Annotated in this window: 16 protein-coding genes and 1 pseudogene; 9 read left to right on the forward strand and 8 right to left on the reverse strand. The window is 68.1% G+C overall.

Translation table 11 applies throughout. The annotated features are described in order from the left end of the window. Window positions 1-43: 43 nt before the first annotated feature. From ASF58_RS05430 to rimP, 3 genes are all read right to left on the reverse strand, one after another. On the reverse strand, window positions 44-787 hold the full coding sequence (locus ASF58_RS05430) for an RNA-binding protein (protein WP_055948181.1): 744 nt from the start codon (window positions 785-787) through the stop codon (window positions 44-46). A 74-nt stretch (window positions 788-861) separates the two neighbouring features. After that, complete coding sequence (nusA, locus tag ASF58_RS05435; RefSeq protein ID WP_055948184.1) at window positions 862-2463, reverse strand: transcription termination factor NusA; 1602 nt, start codon at window positions 2461-2463, stop codon at window positions 862-864. A gap of 82 nt (window positions 2464-2545) precedes the next feature. Further along, window positions 2546-3358, reverse strand: coding sequence for a ribosome maturation factor RimP (gene rimP, locus ASF58_RS05440; protein WP_055948187.1), 813 nt, complete (start codon window positions 3356-3358; stop codon window positions 2546-2548). A 495-nt stretch (window positions 3359-3853) separates the two neighbouring features. On the opposite strand from rimP, the pseudogene ASF58_RS27595 reads away from it, so the two are divergent. Continuing rightward, window positions 3854-4171: pseudogene (locus ASF58_RS27595) on the forward strand (chloramphenicol acetyltransferase); the annotation flags it as partial. Window positions 4172-4769: 598 nt separating this feature from the next. Here ASF58_RS27595 and ASF58_RS05445 read toward each other — a convergent pair. Both ASF58_RS05445 and ASF58_RS05450 read right to left on the reverse strand, forming a co-directional pair. Further along, window positions 4770-5804, reverse strand: a complete 1035-nt coding sequence (locus tag ASF58_RS05445; RefSeq protein ID WP_055948190.1) for an aspartate-semialdehyde dehydrogenase — start codon at window positions 5802-5804, stop codon at window positions 4770-4772. Between the two features lie 266 nt (window positions 5805-6070). After that, on the reverse strand, window positions 6071-7084 hold the full coding sequence (locus ASF58_RS05450) for an LLM class flavin-dependent oxidoreductase (RefSeq protein WP_055948926.1): 1014 nt from the start codon (window positions 7082-7084) through the stop codon (window positions 6071-6073). A gap of 401 nt (window positions 7085-7485) precedes the next feature. Here ASF58_RS05450 and ASF58_RS05455 point away from each other — a divergent pair, with 401 nt between their 5' ends. Together ASF58_RS05455 and ASF58_RS05460 are read left to right on the forward strand one after the other, a co-directional pair. Then, complete coding sequence (locus tag ASF58_RS05455) at window positions 7486-8220, forward strand: hypothetical protein (RefSeq protein WP_055948191.1); 735 nt, start codon at window positions 7486-7488, stop codon at window positions 8218-8220. Between the two features lie 103 nt (window positions 8221-8323). Further along, window positions 8324-8731 (forward strand): hypothetical protein, encoded by a 408-nt coding sequence (locus ASF58_RS05460; protein WP_055948194.1) that lies wholly within the window; start codon window positions 8324-8326, stop codon window positions 8729-8731. A gap of 89 nt (window positions 8732-8820) precedes the next feature. Here the strand turns inward: ASF58_RS05460 and leuB are convergent, their stop codons facing one another. Next, window positions 8821-9927 carry a 3-isopropylmalate dehydrogenase gene (gene leuB / locus ASF58_RS05465; RefSeq protein ID WP_055948197.1) on the reverse strand — a complete coding sequence of 369 codons (1107 nt, stop codon included), beginning with the start codon at window positions 9925-9927 and terminating at the stop codon, window positions 8821-8823. A 62-nt stretch (window positions 9928-9989) separates the two neighbouring features. Then, entirely contained in the window at window positions 9990-10952 is a 963-nt protein-coding gene (locus ASF58_RS05470; RefSeq protein WP_055948200.1) for a polyprenyl synthetase family protein, read from the reverse strand. A gap of 117 nt (window positions 10953-11069) precedes the next feature. Here ASF58_RS05470 and mtgA point away from each other — a divergent pair, with 117 nt between their 5' ends. From mtgA to ASF58_RS05490, 4 genes are all read left to right on the forward strand, one after another. After that, entirely contained in the window at window positions 11070-11768 is a 699-nt protein-coding gene (gene mtgA / locus ASF58_RS05475; RefSeq protein ID WP_103710694.1) for a monofunctional biosynthetic peptidoglycan transglycosylase, read from the forward strand. Window positions 11769-11872: 104 nt separating this feature from the next. Next, window positions 11873-12439 carry a hypothetical protein gene (locus ASF58_RS05480; protein WP_055948929.1) on the forward strand — a complete coding sequence of 189 codons (567 nt, stop codon included), beginning with the start codon at window positions 11873-11875 and terminating at the stop codon, window positions 12437-12439. Window positions 12440-12519: 80 nt separating this feature from the next. Then, window positions 12520-13284 carry a histidine phosphatase family protein gene (locus ASF58_RS05485; protein WP_055948208.1) on the forward strand — a complete coding sequence of 255 codons (765 nt, stop codon included), beginning with the start codon at window positions 12520-12522 and terminating at the stop codon, window positions 13282-13284. Further along, window positions 13281-14177 carry an NAD(P)H-hydrate dehydratase gene (locus ASF58_RS05490; protein ID WP_055948211.1) on the forward strand — a complete coding sequence of 299 codons (897 nt, stop codon included), beginning with the start codon at window positions 13281-13283 and terminating at the stop codon, window positions 14175-14177. The genes ASF58_RS05485 and ASF58_RS05490 overlap by 4 nt, the downstream gene beginning before the upstream one ends. Window positions 14178-14215: 38 nt before the next feature. Here ASF58_RS05490 and ASF58_RS05495 read toward each other — a convergent pair whose 3' ends face one another. After that, on the reverse strand, window positions 14216-15457 hold the full coding sequence (locus ASF58_RS05495) for an argininosuccinate synthase (RefSeq protein WP_055948213.1): 1242 nt from the start codon (window positions 15455-15457) through the stop codon (window positions 14216-14218). Between the two features lie 208 nt (window positions 15458-15665). On the opposite strand from ASF58_RS05495, the gene ASF58_RS05500 reads away from it, so the two are divergent. Both ASF58_RS05500 and ASF58_RS05505 read left to right on the forward strand, forming a co-directional pair. Continuing rightward, window positions 15666-16292, forward strand: coding sequence for a 2-hydroxychromene-2-carboxylate isomerase (locus ASF58_RS05500; RefSeq protein WP_055948216.1), 627 nt, complete (start codon window positions 15666-15668; stop codon window positions 16290-16292). Between the two features lie 101 nt (window positions 16293-16393). Continuing rightward, complete coding sequence (locus tag ASF58_RS05505; RefSeq protein WP_055948217.1) at window positions 16394-17104, forward strand: DsbA family protein; 711 nt, start codon at window positions 16394-16396, stop codon at window positions 17102-17104. The last annotated feature ends 25 nt before the right edge of the window (window positions 17105-17129 follow it).

Below are 17129 nucleotides of genomic sequence, written 5' to 3' on the forward strand. Positions count from 1 at the left end.
CCGTGAACCGGCAAACTGCTGTGCGCCGGGTAGATCCGTCACTTCAATCGTCGTGCAGATCGGAAACGGCCTGCCCAATGCGGGCGGAGCCGGCCTCCTCGGCCGTCGTCGCCAAACCCTCGAAGGAGCGGAGCCGACGCCAACGCGCAAGGCAGCCGGAAGCTCCGACTCCTGCGACGAGAGCCGCATGTATCACATGATCCCGACCCAAGGCCATGTCCAATTCTTCATTGGACAGGTCATCGATGACGGGAATGCACGATATGGCACTGCCATGTCGCCGGTGCAATGCCGCGACGATTTTCCGCCGTCCGTCGGCGCTGCCGTCGGACGCTTGAATCACTGCCGCGACGCCAGCCTTGTCGCCGATGGCCGACTCCACCTTGGCAAAGCCCGCGACGACGCATCCGGCCTTGTTGGCCAGGGACAGCGACTGACGCAGGTCGGCGCGCAGACCCTCCGCGATGCGGTCGGCGAGATCGGATGCGACTGCATCCTTGCTCTTGAAGGCGCGCTGGAACGCACGCCGCTTCACCGCTTCATTGACCACCGCACGTGCGGGAGTCAGCCAGGCGCCCCGGCCCGGCAGGCGGGCTCGGAGATCCGGCACCACGGTGCCGTCGGGTCCGAGCACGAAGCGGATCAAGCCGGATGGCGCCTGCGCCACGCGTGTGACGAGGCATGTGCGCAGAGCATTGGCACGACCTCGCCCCAGGCCCGGATCGAGCAGCGTGCTTGGATCCGGTTCTGCAGCGGCGTCAGTCACGTCTGCGGTTTCGCCCGTCATGCGGCGTGGGAGTCTCTCGTCGAACGGAACATATCCCCGCGATCGACGACCGCGGGGCGCAATGATTCGCTTCGTCAGGCCGAAGCGGGTTCTTCGTCGGTGGTCTCGGCGGCTTCGGTCTCGGCCGGTGCCTCGATCCAGCCGGCATGGACACGGGCCGTCATGACCATGGCCTCCGCCTCCGCCCGCGAAATCTCGAAACCGTCGAGATAGCCTGCGTGCCGCTTGGCCTCGGGGCCACGCCCCTCGGTGTAGCCCACCAGATCGTCTGTAGCGCAGCCGGCGAGGTCCTCGATCGTCTTCACGTCATTCTCGCCCAGCGCCACCAGCATGGGCGTGGTGATGCCGTCGATCTCGCGCAACTCGTCTTGGACGCCGAGTTCCTGCCGCTTGGCATCGAATTCCGATTCGACGCGGGCGAGGTGATCCTGGGCGCGGGCCTGGATCTCGGTCCCGCTCTCCTCGTCGAGGCCCTGGATGTTGGCGAGCTCGCCCGGTTCGACGTAGGCGATCTCCTCGACGTTGCGGAAGCCTTCCGCTGCCAGGAGCTGCCCCACGGTCTCGTCGACATCGAGGGCTTCCATGAAGATCGCGGTGCGCTCGGCGAATTCCTTCTGACGGCGCTCCGACTCCTCGGCCTCGGTGAGGATGTCGATATCCCAGCCCGTGAGCTGTGAGGCGAGGCGCACGTTCTGGCCGCGGCGGCCGATCGCCAGCGAGAGCTGGTCGTCGGGTACCACCACCTCGATACGGTCGGCCTCCTCGTCCAGCACCACCTTGACCACTTCTGCCGGCTGCAGCGCGTTGACGATGAAGGTCGCCTGGTCCTCGGACCACGGGATGATGTCGATCTTCTCGCCCTGAAGCTCACCGACGACCGCCTGGACGCGGGAGCCGCGCATGCCGACGCAGGCGCCGACTGGGTCGATCGAGCCGTCCCGCGAGATCACCGCGATCTTGGCGCGCGAGCCCGGATCGCGGGCTACCGCCTTCACTTCGACGATGCCGTCGTAGATCTCCGGCACTTCCTGGCCGAAGAGCTTGGCCATGAATTGCGGGTGCGAGCGCGAGAGGAAGATCTGCGGCCCGCGCACCTCGCGGCGCACGTCGAACAGGTAGGACCGGATGCGGTCGCCCGGACGGAAGGTTTCGCGCGGGATCATCTCGTCGCGGCGCACGATGCCTTCGCCGCGACCGAGGTCGACGATGACGTTGCCGTACTCGACGCGCTTCACGAGACCGTTCACGACCTCGCCGATCCGGTCCTTGTACTCGTCGAACTGACGGTCGCGCTCGGCGTCGCGCACCTTCTGCACGATGACCTGCTTGGCCGACTGAGCGGCGACGCGCCCGAAATCGAAGGGCGGCAAGGTGTCGGAGATCACGTCGCCCACGAGGGCACCGGGGTTGTAGCGGCGGGCCTGGTCGAGGGTGACCTCTCGAGCATCGTTCTCAACCTGGTCCACCACCACCAGGTGGCGCGACAGGCGCAGGGCGCCGGTCTTGGGGTCAATCTCGGCATGCACGTCCGTCTCGGCCCCGTAGCGGGAGCGCGCGGCCTTGGCGATCGCTTCTTCCATCGCGTCGATGACGATGGAGCGGTCGATCACCTTCTCGCGGGCAACCGCTTCGGCGATCTGCAGGAGTTCGAGCCTGTTGGCGCTGACGACGGCCATCGGTTTTCGTCCTTCTCTTCGTCGTAGGGCGTTCACATCCCGCATCCCGGGCCACGGCGGCACCGGGAGATCGGGGGAAAAACTAGTGGAGCTTGCCATCTTCCTTCACCCGCACCGCCTTGGTGCGGACGGGCTTGGCCTTGTTCTTCGCCTTGATGGCGAGGCTTTCCTCGGTCTCGACCTTGACGGGCTTGGGCCTCTGCGAGGCCTTCGGCTTCAGGGGCCGGGTCACCTTTTTCTTCAGTGGAGCGGGGGGCAACTCGGCCTCCGCCTCGATCTCATCCGACTCTTCGTCATCGTCGTCCGCGTCCAGGACGGGCGGACCGCCGCGGCGAAGCGACTCGCGCACGAGTTCGTCGGTGAGCACGAGGTAGGCGTCGCCGAGGTCGCGCAGCGGCAGGTCGATGCGGCTCGGCAGGCCCTCCTTCACGTCGGGCAGGTCGATCGGCACCGTGAGCCCGTCGGGGTTCGGCGCGCCGATGATGCCCCGGAAGCGCTTGCGGCCATCCATCGGCACGGCGAGCTCCACCTTGGCCTCGTAGCCGGCCCAGCGCGCAAAATCGACGGCCCGCACCAGGGGGCGGTCGATCCCCGGCGAGGAGACTTCGAGGTAGTAGGCCTTGCCCACGGGGTCGTCGAGGTCGAGGAGCGGCGAGATCGCCCGGCTCACCGCCTCGCAATCGTCCACCGTCATGGTGCCGTCCGGCCGCTCGGCCATGATCTGCACCGTGCAGCCGTTGGCGCTCGACACCTTCACCCGAACCACCCGGTAGCCCAGGCCCTGGATCGAGGCCTCGATCACCTGCACCACCCGCGCAGCCACGCCCGTCTCGGTGATCAGGCGCTTCTCGGTGAGGTCGCTGTGCGACGCGTCGGTGTTGGAATGGTCCGCCATGCTGCGCTTGAAGTCCGGCCTTGTCCGAGGCGATCCGGCGCGGGAGGCATTGCGGCAATAAAAAAGAGCGGACCCGGTGGGGCCCACTCCCGAACCGCAGTCTCACAACTGCAACCAGAACTGATAATCGCAAAGTAGGCTGGTTCGCCGCGGTTTTCAAGCGGTTTCGGCCGATCCGGTCGCGGCCGGCGTCGCGTCGTGGAACGAGAGCGGACGAGCCATCGTGCCGTTCCAGGGCTGCGCAGCGAAGCCCGGAATCCGGAACCGCCGGTGGTGCAAGGCCTGACACGGTCGACTGCTCTGGATTCCGGGCTCGCCTCCGGCGCCCCGGAATGACAAGGAGCCTCTCGACGGGCATGCGATCACAGGCGGTTCGATCCTCCATGACGACCACCGCAGACCCGAGCCTTCCTCGGAGCCCCCTCGACCGATCCCTTCGCCATCTTCCGCGGCGCCTGGACCGGGCACTTTCCCGAGGAGACCGACTTCCCGAATCGCGGTGATACGATCATCGGCCACGACGTCTGGCTCGGCTACGACTGCACCATCCTGCCGGGCGTCACCGTCGGCACCGGCACCGTGGTGGCGGCGAAATCCGTTGTGACTGGCGACGTGCCTCCCTACGCCATCGTCGCCGGCAACCCGGCCACCGTCGTGCGGATGCGGGTGCCGCCGGAGGTGGCGGAACGGCTGCTCGCCGTGGCGTGGTAGGACTGGACGCCTGAGCGGATCACACGCTGCTTGCCGGCGATCAGCGGTGGGGATGTGGCGGCCTTGGAGGCCGAGGGGGCACGAATTCAGGCCGACCGATGAGCCATCATCGCCGTCAGGACGGGTCGTGTCCGGACGACCAGCAGGGCTCTCGCGGCGATGCAACGATGGTCTCGGCTTTCCATCGGCGCAGGATCACGACGGACGCTTTCCCGTCTCGCTGCCGGAGAGGCTGGGCGAGCAGGCGACGTCGGCTGCGTATATGCTGCTGTAAAGCGTTTTGCCGGACGTCACTGCTAAGTCAGACCGGTCTCAGTAATGCTCAGATCTCCGGGGCCTAACCCAATCTCGTTGAGGGCGATGCAGACAGCGAGATGCCGCGCGAAAGGGAAAGCATTCCTTGCGATAGGGGTGCGATCGCGAAAATTCGTGGCATTCGCGATCGGTGGCGGAGCATCGAGCGGGTAACCGTCTCTGGCTGAGCGTTCCCGAGAGCGAACTTGGGATCTCACATCATGGCGCGCTTGTAGGCGCTATGTGCTTGCTTTCTCGCGTGGCCGTATGGGAAAACATTCAAGAATTGGCGGCTTCAGGTTGCCGGATCCTCAAACGCCGTACGCCGCCCCACGGGGTGGGACGGCGCTGAATGCAACTCTGTCGGCCCCTGAGATTCAGCGACCGGTCTCCGATGCTATCGAGCTCAGGCGGCCGCCTGCGCTCGCTTCAAGAGCTTCCGGTTCACCAGCATCTCGGCGATCTGCACGGTGTTGAGCGCCGCGCCCTTGCGCAGGTTGTCGGCGACGCACCAGAACGAGAGGCCGTTCTCCACCGTCGCGTCCTCACGGATACGGGAGACGTAGGTGGCGTCCTCGCCGGCCGCCTCGTGGGGGGTCATGTAGCCGCCGGGCTCACGCTTATCGACGACCATCAGGCCGGGAGCCGAGCGCAGGATCGCGGTGGCCTGCTCGGCCGTGATCGGGCGCTCGAACTCGACGTTCACCGCCTCGGCGTGGCCGATGAAGACCGGCACGCGCACGGCGGTGGCCGTGAGCTTGATCTTGGGATCGAGCATCTTCTTGGTCTCGGCGACCATCTTCCACTCTTCCTTCGTGTAGCCGTCTTCCATGAACACATCGATGTGCGGGATGACGTTGAAGGCGATGCGCTTGGGGAACTTCTCGGCCTTGATCTCGCCGGCGGTGAAGACCGAACGGGTCTGCTGGAAGAGTTCGTCCATGGCGTCCTTGCCGGCCCCAGAGACCGACTGGTAGGTCGCCACCACCACGCGCTTGATCGTGGCCGCATCGTGCAGGGGCTTCAGCGCGACCACGAGCTGCGCCGTGGAGCAGTTCGGGTTGGCGATGATGTTGAGCTTCGAGAAGCCATGGATGGCCTCCGGATTCACCTCGGGCACGATCAGCGGCACGTCCTGGTGGTAGCGGAAGGCCGACGAGTTATCGATCACCACGCAACCAGATTGACCGATACGGGGCGACCACTCCTTCGAGGTCTCACCGCCGGCCGACATCAGGCAGATGTCGGTGTCGGAGAAGTCGTAGGAATCGAGTGCCTTCACCTTCAGGATCTTGTCGCCGAAGGAGACGTCCTGGCCGGCCGAGCGACGCGAGGCAATCGCCACCACCTCGTCCGCCGGAAAGGCGCGCTCGGACAGGATGTCCAGCATTTCGCGGCCCACATTGCCCGTGGCACCCACGACGGCGACCTTGTAACCCATTGCTCTTCACTCCGCTCTGCGCGGGCGCCAAGGCCGGTGCGACGCTCGCCGGTCTGGCGAGCCGCAGCGTCCGGGTCCGGCGCCGTTCTCAAGCCTCCCTGCCGTGCGCCGAGCCGCCCGTGGCAGCCGGCGGCCCGCCGGCCGCGAAGGTTCCGCGGCCCGATCCCGGTCCGCTCCGTCTGGGACCCGCCGCACCGCAGCATGAGTCGCCAAGCGCGGGAGCAAGACGCCTCGCTCCCGCTGCTGTCAAGGGTCGGGCGCCCCGATCATGCCACGAGGGCGGCCGGGGCAGCGCCGAGGGCGTCGCGGGCCTCCGCCAGGATGGCGTAGGATCGCTGCCGCGCGCCCTGGTCGTGAATCGCCGCCGCGACCATGATCTCGTCGGCGCCGGTCTCGCGGATCAGCGCGGCGAGTCCCTGCCGCACGGTCTCCGGCGAGCCGACGAGGCTGCGGGCCAGCATCCGTGAAGCCTGTGCCTTCTCGTGAGGAGCCCAATAAGTCTCGATGTCGTCGATCGGTGGGCGTAGCAGGCCACGCGTGCCGCGCACGAGGTTGGTGAACTGCTGCTGGGCCGAGCTGAACAACCGGCGCGCCGCAGCGTCGCTCTCGGCCGCCACGACGTTCACGCCGATCATCGCGTGTGGCCGGCTCAGCTGAGCCGAGGGTTGGAAGCGCTCGCGATAGATGGCGAGCGCGGGCAGCAACTGCTCCGGTGCGAAGTGCGAGGCGAACGCATAAGGCAGCCCCAGCATTGCGGCGAGCTGCGCGCCGTAGGTGCTCGAGCCGAGGATCCAGAGTGGCACCTTCAGTCCGGTTCCGGGCACCGCCTGCACCGCCTGTCCGGGCTGCGGATCGCCGAAGAGCGCTTGAAGCTCCAGCACATCCTGCGGGAAGGTATCGGCGGCGTCGGGCGAGCGCCGCAGGGCGCGCGTGGTACGTGGGTCGGTGCCAGGTGCACGTCCGAGGCCGAGATCGATCCGGCCGGGGAACAGGGTCTCCAGGGTGCCGAACTGCTCGGCGATGACCAGGGGGGCGTGGTTTGGCAGCATGATGCCGCCCGCGCCGACGCGGATCGTACGGGTGCCCGCCGCGACGTGCCCGATCACCACGGCCGTCGCCGCACTGGCGACGCCGATCATGTTGTGGTGCTCGGCCAGCCAAAAGCGACGATAGCCGTGATCTTCGGCGTGGCGAGCGAGATCAACGCTGTTGCGCAGGGCATCAGCAGGCGTCGCTCCCTCGGGTACGAAGGCGAGGTCGAGGACGGAAAGGGGGATCATGGAGTCCTTGTCTGTGTCGCGCGATGGTGCCCCGCGCTGAGAGATCGCGATCGGCAGGGCGCGCTGCAAGCCGGGGCCGGCATGTGCCAACCGCATGGGTCGACACCAACGATTCACCCTTTCGTCGGAAAGGCCGCATCCGCGGCGTTCTTGGAAACCCCGGTTTGCACGAGTGCGGAGCAGGGTGGGCTCCGGCGGCGCGCGGCCGCCGGAAACCCCGGAACGCGATGCGAACGGTTTTCGAACGAGACGGAATCGGCCCGGATGTGACGGCGACGAAGCGGATGCGCCTTCCGTGTCCGTCGGTCCGCCACCTCACGCAGATCATTGCAGCCGGTGCCGTGGTCGCGATCTTAAGTCTTGCGTCACGAGGTGGAGGACCCGACCCGTCCGCGCAGGCCATGGAGACACCGGCTGGGCCCGGCTTCGTGCCGTCCTCCGTCCAGACCGTCCGCCCCGCGATGCCTCTCGCCCTGTCGGCGCCCCGCTTCCGCCTCGACGACTTCGAAGCCATCGAGGCGCCGCGCGCGGAGGCGGCCCGCCTCAACCCGTCGAACGGTCGTCGGGAAGACCTGTTGGTCCAGGGCGGCTTCGACACGATCGAGGCGCCCTACCTGCGCCTGATCCTGACCGAGGCATCCGCGACCGAGTCTGGCCCCGGCCTGTTCGTCACCCTGGCCCGACGGGCCGCGGATGGCCAGGGTCTGGCCGTGATCCGGACCGGAGAGCGTGGCGCCATCGAGACGAAGTTCGGCCCCGTGGAGACCCTCGACCTCACCCTCGGCGGCGAGGGCAAGCGTAGCTGTACGGGCTTTGCCAGCCTGAACCCCGGCACGCTCCGTCTCGACGGTTGGCTCTGCGCCCCCCTCGGACAGGCGCCGGAGCCGCGCGCCATCACCTGTCTCCTCGACAGGGTCTCTCTACAGGGTCAAGCGTCCCCAGAGGTCGAGGCCGCCTTCGTGGGCTTCGATGCCCGGCGCGATCCGGGATGCGGGCCACGTTCCCCCGTCGTGCCCGGGTCGCCGCAGGAGATCGGAAACGAGACCGGATCAATCCCGGGCCGGACCACCCGGAAAAGTTGGGCCACACGAAAAAATGAGGCCAAACTGCGGCGATCGCACGAAGCGCGGCCATAATCCGGGAACCTCGGCCGGGCTGGCACGTCTTCCCTCCATACGAAGGCTTCAGTTTCTTAAGGAAGCCCGGCCTACAGTCCCACAGCTTCAACGAAGGTGCGTCATGCGCTCTGTCTCGATTGCCCTGATGGGCGCTCTCACTCTCGCAGCTGTCGGTGCGAACACCGCTGCCGAGGCCCAGGGGCGCTACGCGCCGGCCGGCTACCGCGTTAGCCAGCCGCTGCCGATCCGCATCCGCCCGCGCAGCTGGCTCGACGCGGGCAACGTGGTCGAGGCGAACAATGGCTCGGTCAGCAACCCGGCGACCAACCCGCAGTTCATTACGGCGAGCTACCTGAACTCTCCGCCCTACGGCCGGAACGACCGCTTCGGTGGCGGCATCTTGTCCGATCCGATCACCAACGGCCCGTTTATCGGCGCCCGGTCGAGCGCGATCCGCAACGTCGACTTCTCGGCCGTCGACGCGATCGACCCGACCTCCTACGTCTCGCGCGTCGGCAATCCCTACTAAGATCCGCCTATTTGGCTGGACATGCGACGGGCCCCTCTCGGGGCCCGTTTTCGTTCGTGCATCGTACGCGGGGAGACAGCGTCGCCGGTTCAGGCGGCCGCGTGCTTCAGCTCCCGAATGATGGCGTCGCCCATCTCGGCAGTGCTGATCGGCGTGGTACCCTCGGCGGCGATGTCCCGGGTCCGGGCTCCCGAAGCCAGGGTGCGGGTGACGGCCGAGTCCAGGAGGTCGGCGGCCTCACCCAGGCCGAAGGAATAGCGCAAGCACATGGCAAGCGAACCGATCATGGCGATCGGGTTCGCGTAGCCCTTGCCGGCGATGTCGGGGGCCGAGCCGTGGACCGGCTCGTAGAGGGCCTTGCGGCTGCCCTTGGCGTCGACGGCACCCAGCGATGCGGAGGGCAGCATGCCGAGGGAGCCGGTGAGCATCGCCGCCACGTCCGACAGCACATCGCCGAACAGGTTGTCGGTCACGAGGACGTCATACTGCTTCGGGCGGCGGACCAGCTGCATGGCGCAGTTGTCGGCAAGCACGTGCTCCAGGCTGACGTCGCTGTACTCGGCGTGGACTCGGGTCACCACCTCCTTCCAGAGGACGCCCGACTTCATGACGTTGTGCTTCTCGGCCGAGGCGACCCGGCCCGAGCGCTTCCGGGCGAGGTCGAAGGCCACGTGAGCGATCCGCTCGATCTCCGCCGTGGTGTAGACCTGGGTGTCGACGGCACGCTTCGTACCGTCCGGAAGAGTGGTGATCTCCTTCGGCTCGCCGAAATAGACGCCGCCCGTGAGTTCGCGCACGATCATGATGTCGAGGCCCTCGACCAGCTCGCGCTTCAGGGCGGAGGCGTCGGCGAGGGCCGGGTAGCAAATCGCCGGGCGCAGGTTGGCGAAGAGGCCGAGATCCTTCCGCAAGCGCAGGAGGCCCGCCTCGGGTCGGATCTCGTAAGCGACATCCGCCCATTTCGGTCCGCCCACCGCGCCGAGCAGGATCGCATCGGCGGCATCGGCCCGCGCCAGGGCCGCGTCGGTCAGCGGCTTCCCGTGGGCGTCGATGGCGCTGCCACCGACGAGGTCGCGCTCGATCTCGAAGCGGGCGAGACCCAGCGCGTCGAGGGCACCGATCACCTTCTCGACTTCTGCCATCACCTCGGGGCCGATGCCGTCGCCGGGGAGGAGGAGGAGCTTGTAGGAGGTCATGGGATCAACTCGCGATAGATGTTCGAAGGACGGGGGCGGTCAATCCGCCGTCGGATCAGGGGTCAGACCTTGCGCGCCACGGTGAATCGCGCCGCTTGGCGCAGGGTCTCGGCCTTGTCGCCCCAGGATGCCACGGCCTCCTCGCAGACGCCGACGAGGCGGTCGCATTCGGCACGGGCGCCGTCGAGGCCGAGGCGGTCGACGAGGGTCGCCTTTCCGGCGTCCTTGTCCTTGCCGGTGGCCTTACCCATGGCTTCCGACGAAGCCTCGCGGTCGAGGATGTCGTCGGCGATCTGGAAGGCCTGGCCCAGGGCGTGGCCGTAGCGCAGCAGCGCCTTGCGCTGGTCCGGCGTCGCGCCGCCGACGATCGCACCGGCTTCCACCGAGAAGGCCAGGATCGCGCCGGTCTTCATCGCCTGGAGCTGCAGCGTGTCGTCGACGTCGAGGGAGACGGGGCCGAAGCGACCTTCCGCCCCGAGGTCGAGAAGCTGGCCGCCGACCATACCGCCGAGACCCGAGGCCTTCGCGAGGCCGAGCACGAGATCGGCGCGCACGGCAGGGTCGGGCTGCCAGGCGGCGTCGGCCAGAATCTCGAAGGCAAGCGTCTGGAGGGCATCGCCCACCAGGATCGCGGTGGCCTCGTCATAGGCCTTGTGCACGGTGGGCTTGCCGCGGCGCATGTCGTCGTCGTCCATGGCAGGCATGTCGTCGTGGACGAGGGAGTAGCAGTGCACCAGCTCGATGCCCGAGCCGGCCGCGAGGGCTCCGGTCTCGGAACCACCCAGCATCCGGGCGGTCTCGATGGCGAGGAACGGACGCAGGCGCTTGCCGCCGCCGAGCACGGCGTGGCGCATCGCTTCCATCAGGCGCACCGGGCGGGTGATCTCGCCGGCTTGCGTCTCCGGGGTGAGTCGCTCGGCGAGGTAGGCCTCGACCGTGTCCGCGACCGTGGCAAGCCTGTGGGAAAACGCGTCGACCGGGGCATCCGCCTTGACCGAAGCGTGGGATCCTTGCGTTGAGGTCATGTTCGGTCGGGCCTTCGGTCAGACGGTGTCGTGTCGTGGGCGGGGGAGGTTCGAATTCAGGATCGGGAGGAGAGCGACGAGCAGCCGTTGCGGCAGGTTTCGGCGCGTCCGCTGGCGATGCGCGAGGCATCCGGCAGGAAACGGGCGAGAGGCTTGCGACGGATCGTCAACCTCATTCTGCTCCTCCCCGTCATCGGCCTCGTCCTCTTATTGTCGCTCGCGCTCGTCTATAGTGCGCTGACCCCGCCCTCAACCCTGATGCTCGGACGATGGTTGACGCTGCAATCCGTCGACCGCCAGGCGGTGGGGCTCGACGCGATCTCACCCTATCTCGTCCAGGCGGTCATCGCCTCGGAGGACCAGCGCTACTGCCTGCACAACGGTGTGGATTGGGGTGCCCTGCGGGAGGTCGTCGACGACGAGGAGGGTCCCAGCCGCGGCGCCTCGACGATTTCGATGCAGACGGTGAAGAACGTCTTCCTGTGGCCGGGCCGCTCGGTGATCCGCAAGGCTCTCGAGATACCTCTGGCCGTGGTGGCCGACACCCTGTGGGGCAAGCCGCGCACCCTGGAGATCTATCTCAACATCGCCGAGTGGGGGGAGGGGGTGTTCGGGGCCGAAGCCGCCGCCCGGCGCTGGTTCGGCAAGCCAGCCCGCGCCCTGACCCGCGGGGAGGCGGCGCTCCTGGCCGCTGTGCTGCCGAACCCGATCCTGCGCAATCCGGCCTTGCCGTCACGCGGCGTCCGGGCTCAGGCCGCCCGGATCCAGGCGCGGATGAATGGCGTGTCGGGGCTCATGGGCTGCCTCAAGCGGTAGCCCGGGGCCACGGGATCGGCTACCTGCCGCCCCAGACCCTCGTCGCGGTGCTGATCCGCGACCACGATGTGCCCCTGCGCGGCCCCACGGGCGAAAGACGGACGATGACCCAGCCGACCTTCGAACTCACTCTCGAGCGCATCGCGCTGATTCGCCGAATGGTGGTGGCCTGGAACCCCGAGGGTGTGGGGGCGCCCATCGTCCATCCCGACGCGCCCTACGGCAGCACGGATCGCGACGGCGACATCTTCAACGTCACCGGCGACGACGACGGGGCCGACGAGGAGCATCGGGCCCTGGGCGATGCGCTCGCGGTGTTCACCACCAACGCCGTCCTCAAGCCAGGGCGCTACGCCTATCACAACACCCTGGCAAAGCTCGCCTCCGACGATGTCGGCGACGTCTTTCGCGATGCGGCCACCGGCGAGACGCCCGAGCACGTCACCTTCGACGTCACGGCTGAGCAGGTCGCCCGCGTCAAGGCCCTGACGATCCGCTGGGACGCCGCCCGCGACGTGCCGGCGGTCGACACCGAGGCGCCCTACGGCCCGGGCATCGACCTGCCGAGCGAGCACCGCGAGATGCAGCCGGTGCTCCAGATCTTCCTGCGCTACGCCGATCTCGGCCCGGGCGACTTCAGCCGCACGGCATCGGGCTGGCAGCCGGCTTAGAGGTCTCGAACGACGCAGGAGGCGAACGGATCGGTTCGCAGGAACGTTGGCCTCGGAGAACAAGCCGAGGATGATGACGGATGCTGCAACGCTGGCCGAGCCGGATCTGGGTCGTCCGACACGGCGAGAGTGCGGGCAACGTCGCGCGCGATGCAGCCCATGAGGCCGGGCTGGAGCGCATCGACATCGCTGAGCGCGACGTCGACGTTCCGCTGAGTGATCGCGGCCGTCAGCAGGCCGACGCGCTCGGGCGCTGGTTTTCCGAGATGCCGGACGGGGAGCGCCCGAACGTGGTGCTCACCTCGCCCTACCTCCGGGCGCAGCAGACCGTTGCGGGCATTCGCCGGGCCGGCGGCATCGCGTCGGACGCGCTCGACGACGTGGTCGACGAGCGACTGCGCGAGAAGGAGCTCGGTCTGCTCGACCGGCTCACCCGAACCGGCATCGAGGCGCTTCATCCGGAACAGGCCGAATTGCGGGCCCGCCTCGGAAAATTCTACTATCGTCCGACCTGCGGCGAGAGCTGGTGCGACGTGATCCTGCGCCTGCGCGGCGCTATGGATACGATCTCCCTGCATCATGGCGAGAAGCGCGTCCTGATCGTCGCCCATCAGGTCGTGGTGCTCTGTCTGCGCTACCTCATCGAAAATCTCACCGAGGCCGAGATCCTGGGCATCGACGCCGAGGGTGATGTGCTGAACTGCTCCGTCACCGAATACGGCTTCCGAGCCGAGGCCGGGTCCACCGGGCGGCTCCTCCTCGAACGCTACAACTTCGTCGCCCCGGTGCAGCGGGCCGGCGCCCCCGTCACCGCCGAACCCTCGCTGACGGGAGACGTGCGATGACCGGGACCGAACTCGACGCGGCCTGCCTGCGGGCCCGTCCGCTTCCGACCCCGGAGGCTGGAAGCAAGGACGACCGCGGCAGCGTTCTCGTCCTGGGTGGCTGCGCCGAGGTGCCGGGCGCTGTCTTCCTCGCCGGCGTCGCGGCCCTGCGGGCCGGTGCGGGCAAGCTGAAGATCGCCTCGGTACGAAGCGTCGCCGTGGCGATGGCCCTGGCCGTGCCCGAGGCCATGGTGATCGGCCTCCCGGAGACCGACGCGGGCGAGATCGAGGCGGAGGCTGCGGCCCCCCGTATCGCCGGGGCGGCGCAGCGCTGCGACGCGGTGCTGCTCGGGCCCGGCATGAACACCTGCGACATCACGACGACCCTGGTCCGGACGCTGCTCGCAGAGCAGAACGAGACCGCCTACGTCCTCGATGCCGGCGCGATCTGCGGCCTGTCTCCCCATGCCGCGACGGTGCGCGCCCTTCAAGCCCCGCCGGTGCTGACACCGCATGCGGGCGAGATGGCGCAACTCCTCGATTGGGATCGCGAGGCGGTCGAGGCCGAACCCCTGAAGGCGGCTCTGCGCGCTGCCGAGCTGCTGCGGGCCGTGGTCATCATGAAGGGGGCTGAGAGCTGGATCGTCGCCCCCGACGGTGCGCACTGGCACTACGACGGCGGCGGCGTCGGTCTCGCGACTTCCGGCTCCGGCGACGCCCTCGCGGGACTCATCACGGGCATCCTTGCGCGGGGCGCCGATCCGCTGACGGCCGCCCTCTGGGGGGTCTACCTCCACGGTGAGGCAGGCGCCCGCCTCGCGAAATCGGTCGGGCCCGTAGGGTTTCTCGCCCGGGAGATCTCGGGCGAGGTGCCGCAGATCCTCCGGGAGTTCTCCGCAACACCGTCGCTCTAGCTGGGTCCCTGGGGGAGGGGGACCCGGCCCGGTTCGCCTCAGGCGCCGAGCTTCTTCTTGCGCTGGGCAAGCGTGCGCAGGCGCAGGGCGTTGAGCTTGATGAAGCCGGCCGCGTCGCGGTGATCGTAGGCCACGGCGCCCTCCTCGAAGGTCACGAGGTCCTGGTCGTAGAGGGAATTCGGGCTGGTGCGACCGATGACGTGGACGCCGCCCTTGTAGAGCTTCAACCGGACTTCGCCGGTGACCATCTCCTGGCTCTTGTCGATCAGGGCTTGCAGCATCTCGCGCTCGGGCGAGAACCAGAAGCCGTTGTAGATCAGCTCCGCGTATTGCGGCATCAGCTGGTCCTTGAGGTGTGCGGCACCCCGGTCCAGCGTGATCGACTCGATGGCGCGGTGGGCGGGGAGCAGGATGGTGCCGCCCGGCGTCTCGTACATGCCGCGGCTCTTCATGCCGACGAAGCGGTTCTCGACGAGGTCGAGGCGGCCGATGCCGTTGTCGTGGCCGAGCTGGTTGAGCTTGGCGAGGAGGCTCGCGGGCGACAGCCGCGCGCCGTCGATGGAGACCGCGTCTCCCTTCTCGAAGCCGATGGTGATCACGGTCGGCGTATCCGGCGCCTCCTCGGGCGACCGGGTGCGCGAGTAGACGTAATCCGGCACCTCGTCGGCGGGATCCTCCAGCACCTTGCCCTCCGAGGAGGCGTGCAGGAGGTTGGCATCCACCGAGAACGGGCTCTCGCCGCGCTTGTCCTTGGAAATCGGGATCTGGTGCTGCTCGGCGAAGGCGATCAGCTGCTCGCGGCTCTTCAAATCCCACTCGCGCCAGGGGGCGATGACCGTGACGTCGGGCTTCAGGGCATAGTAGCCGAGCTCGAACCGAACCTGATCGTTGCCCTTGCCGGTGGCACCGTGACAGACCGCGTCCGCCCCGAGCCTCTCGGCGATCTCGATCTGCTTCTTGGCGATGAGCGGCCGGGCGATGGAGGTGCCGAGAAGATAGACGCCCTCGTACTGGGCATTCGCCCGGAACATCGGGAAAACGTAGTCGCGTACGAATTCCTCGCGCAGATCCTCGATGAAGATGTTCTCGGGCTTGATGCCGAGCAGTTCGGCCTTCTTGCGGGCCGGCTCGAGCTCCTCGCCCTGGCCGAGATCGGCCGTGAAGGTGATGACTTCGCAGCCATAGGTGGTCTGCAGCCACTTCAGGATGATCGAGGTGTCGAGGCCGCCCGAATAGGCGAGCACGACCTTGTTGACGGGCTTCGGGTTCGCGTCGGTCATGGGCTCGCTTCCGGTTCGGGCGTCGTGTGCGTCGGCGTTTCGCGCCTCCGCGTCGTGATTGCGGCGGCTTATCAGCGGAGCGCGGGGCCGTGCAACCGCTGTGCCGTCCGACGCGTTCGCTCGGCGTGGCCGTGGTCGTGAACCGCCTTGTCGCGAGCCTGCAGGCGGGCGACACTCACGACCATTCTCGATCCCGGAGATTCGACGCATGCCGCGCAGGCCGACCCTCGAATTCTGGTACGAGTTCGCATCGACCTATTCCTACCTCTCGGCCATGCGGATCGAGGCCCTGGCAGAAGCGGCCGATGTCGAGATCCGCTGGCGTCCGTTCCTGGTCGGGCCCATCTTCGCCGCGCAGGGCTGGAATTCCTCGCCGTTCAACCTCTACGCCGCCAAGGGGCGTCACATGTGGCGGGACGTCGAGCGCGAGGCGGCGCGCCTCGGCCTGCCGTCGCTGAAGCGCCCGGATCCCTTCCCGCAGAACAGCCTGAGCGCCACCCGCGCGGCGACCTACGGCATGGACCACGACTGGCTCGTGCCCTTCTCGAAGGCGGTCTACGAGGCCGAGTTCGGGCGCGGCCAGTCGATCGCCGAGCCGCCTGCCGTGGTGTCGATCCTCAACGGCCTCGGTCTCGACGGAACCATCATCCTGAAGCAGGCTGCGGCGGAGACCAACAAGGGGCGGCTGCGCGTCAACGGCGAGGAGGCGCGCTCTCGCGGGATCTTCGGCGCACCGACCTTCCTGACCAATGACGGCGAATTGTTCTGGGGCAACGACCGCCTGGAACAGGCCCTCGCCTGGGCGGCGGGGGACCGGCCCGGCGCGATGCGCTGAGGCCGACCGGCGGGGCGGCGCTGGCGGTCGGGCACCGGTGGGTCTAGAAGCCGGGCGGTTTTCCGCACGCTTTCCCGATCCCCCGCTACCAGGGCCGCCCCATGAGCTTCGCGTTACCGAGCCTCGACCGCCGGCGATTCCTCCTCGCCTCCACCGGCTTCGCTGCCGGCCTTGCGATTTCCGGGGAGAGTTCGGCTCAGGGCTATGGCCAGGCGTTCAAGGTGGACAACGATGAGGGACGCCCGGTCGCGAACATGCGCCTGCCCGGCGAGATCGTCGGTGAGATCCCGGCCCTGCGCGGCCTGACCTATGTCGGATCGGCCGAGGCCGAGACGACCCTGTACGAGTTCTTCGACTACAATTGCCCTTATTGCCGGAAGGCGGCAGCCGACATGGTCTCCCTCAGCGAGAGCGACCCGTCGCTGCGAATCGGTCTGATCAACAATCCCATTCTCGCGGTACAATCGGCCCAGGCCGCCAAGGTCGCCCTGGCAATCCAGCGCAAGCTCGGATCGGCCGCCGCCTGGACCCTCTATCGGACGCTGCTGGCCAAGCCCGGCAAGATCGACGGGCCCGGCGCCCTCCAGGCCGCCGCCAAGCTCGGTGTGCCCGCCGCCGAGATCGAGAGCATCGCCGACAGCGAGGAGGTGCGCCTCGCCCTCAAGGCCCAGATGCGCATGGCCGCGGATCTGGGCCTCACCGCGACCCCCTCCTACGTTCTGGGCAATACGGGCCTTCTCGGCCATCCCGGCCCAAAGGCGCTGGCCCGGATGGTCGCCGCGACCCGGCGCTGCGACCGCATCGCCTGCTGAGGCGGCCTCACCTTCGCCACCGTTT

Origin of the sequence: Methylobacterium sp. Leaf125, assembly GCF_001423085.1 — a bacterium.
In the GTDB taxonomy this organism is placed as follows: domain Bacteria; phylum Pseudomonadota; class Alphaproteobacteria; order Rhizobiales; family Beijerinckiaceae; genus Methylobacterium.

Excerpts from the sequence above, each read along its gene's own strand:
- ASF58_RS05430 (WP_055948181.1), bottom strand. The coding sequence starts at position 787 with ATGACGGGCGAAACCGCAGACGTGACTGACGCCGCTGCAGAACCGGAT.
- nusA (WP_055948184.1), bottom strand. The coding sequence starts at position 2,463 with ATGGCCGTCGTCAGCGCCAACAGGCTCGAACTCCTGCAGATCGCCGAA.
- rimP (WP_055948187.1), bottom strand. The coding sequence starts at position 3,358 with ATGGCGGACCATTCCAACACCGACGCGTCGCACAGCGACCTCACCGAG.
- ASF58_RS05445 (WP_055948190.1), bottom strand. The coding sequence starts at position 5,804 with ATGGGTTACAAGGTCGCCGTCGTGGGTGCCACGGGCAATGTGGGCCGC.
- ASF58_RS05450 (WP_055948926.1), bottom strand. The coding sequence starts at position 7,084 with ATGATCCCCCTTTCCGTCCTCGACCTCGCCTTCGTACCCGAGGGAGCG.
- ASF58_RS05455 (WP_055948191.1), top strand. The coding sequence starts at position 7,486 with ATGGAGACACCGGCTGGGCCCGGCTTCGTGCCGTCCTCCGTCCAGACC.
- ASF58_RS05460 (WP_055948194.1), top strand. The coding sequence starts at position 8,324 with ATGCGCTCTGTCTCGATTGCCCTGATGGGCGCTCTCACTCTCGCAGCT.
- leuB (WP_055948197.1), bottom strand. The coding sequence starts at position 9,927 with ATGACCTCCTACAAGCTCCTCCTCCTCCCCGGCGACGGCATCGGCCCC.
- ASF58_RS05470 (WP_055948200.1), bottom strand. The coding sequence starts at position 10,952 with ATGACCTCAACGCAAGGATCCCACGCTTCGGTCAAGGCGGATGCCCCG.
- mtgA (WP_103710694.1), top strand. The coding sequence starts at position 11,070 with ATGCGCGAGGCATCCGGCAGGAAACGGGCGAGAGGCTTGCGACGGATC.
- ASF58_RS05480 (WP_055948929.1), top strand. The coding sequence starts at position 11,873 with ATGACCCAGCCGACCTTCGAACTCACTCTCGAGCGCATCGCGCTGATT.
- ASF58_RS05485 (WP_055948208.1), top strand. The coding sequence starts at position 12,520 with ATGCTGCAACGCTGGCCGAGCCGGATCTGGGTCGTCCGACACGGCGAG.
- ASF58_RS05490 (WP_055948211.1), top strand. The coding sequence starts at position 13,281 with ATGACCGGGACCGAACTCGACGCGGCCTGCCTGCGGGCCCGTCCGCTT.
- ASF58_RS05495 (WP_055948213.1), bottom strand. The coding sequence starts at position 15,457 with ATGACCGACGCGAACCCGAAGCCCGTCAACAAGGTCGTGCTCGCCTAT.
- ASF58_RS05500 (WP_055948216.1), top strand. The coding sequence starts at position 15,666 with ATGCCGCGCAGGCCGACCCTCGAATTCTGGTACGAGTTCGCATCGACC.
- ASF58_RS05505 (WP_055948217.1), top strand. The coding sequence starts at position 16,394 with ATGAGCTTCGCGTTACCGAGCCTCGACCGCCGGCGATTCCTCCTCGCC.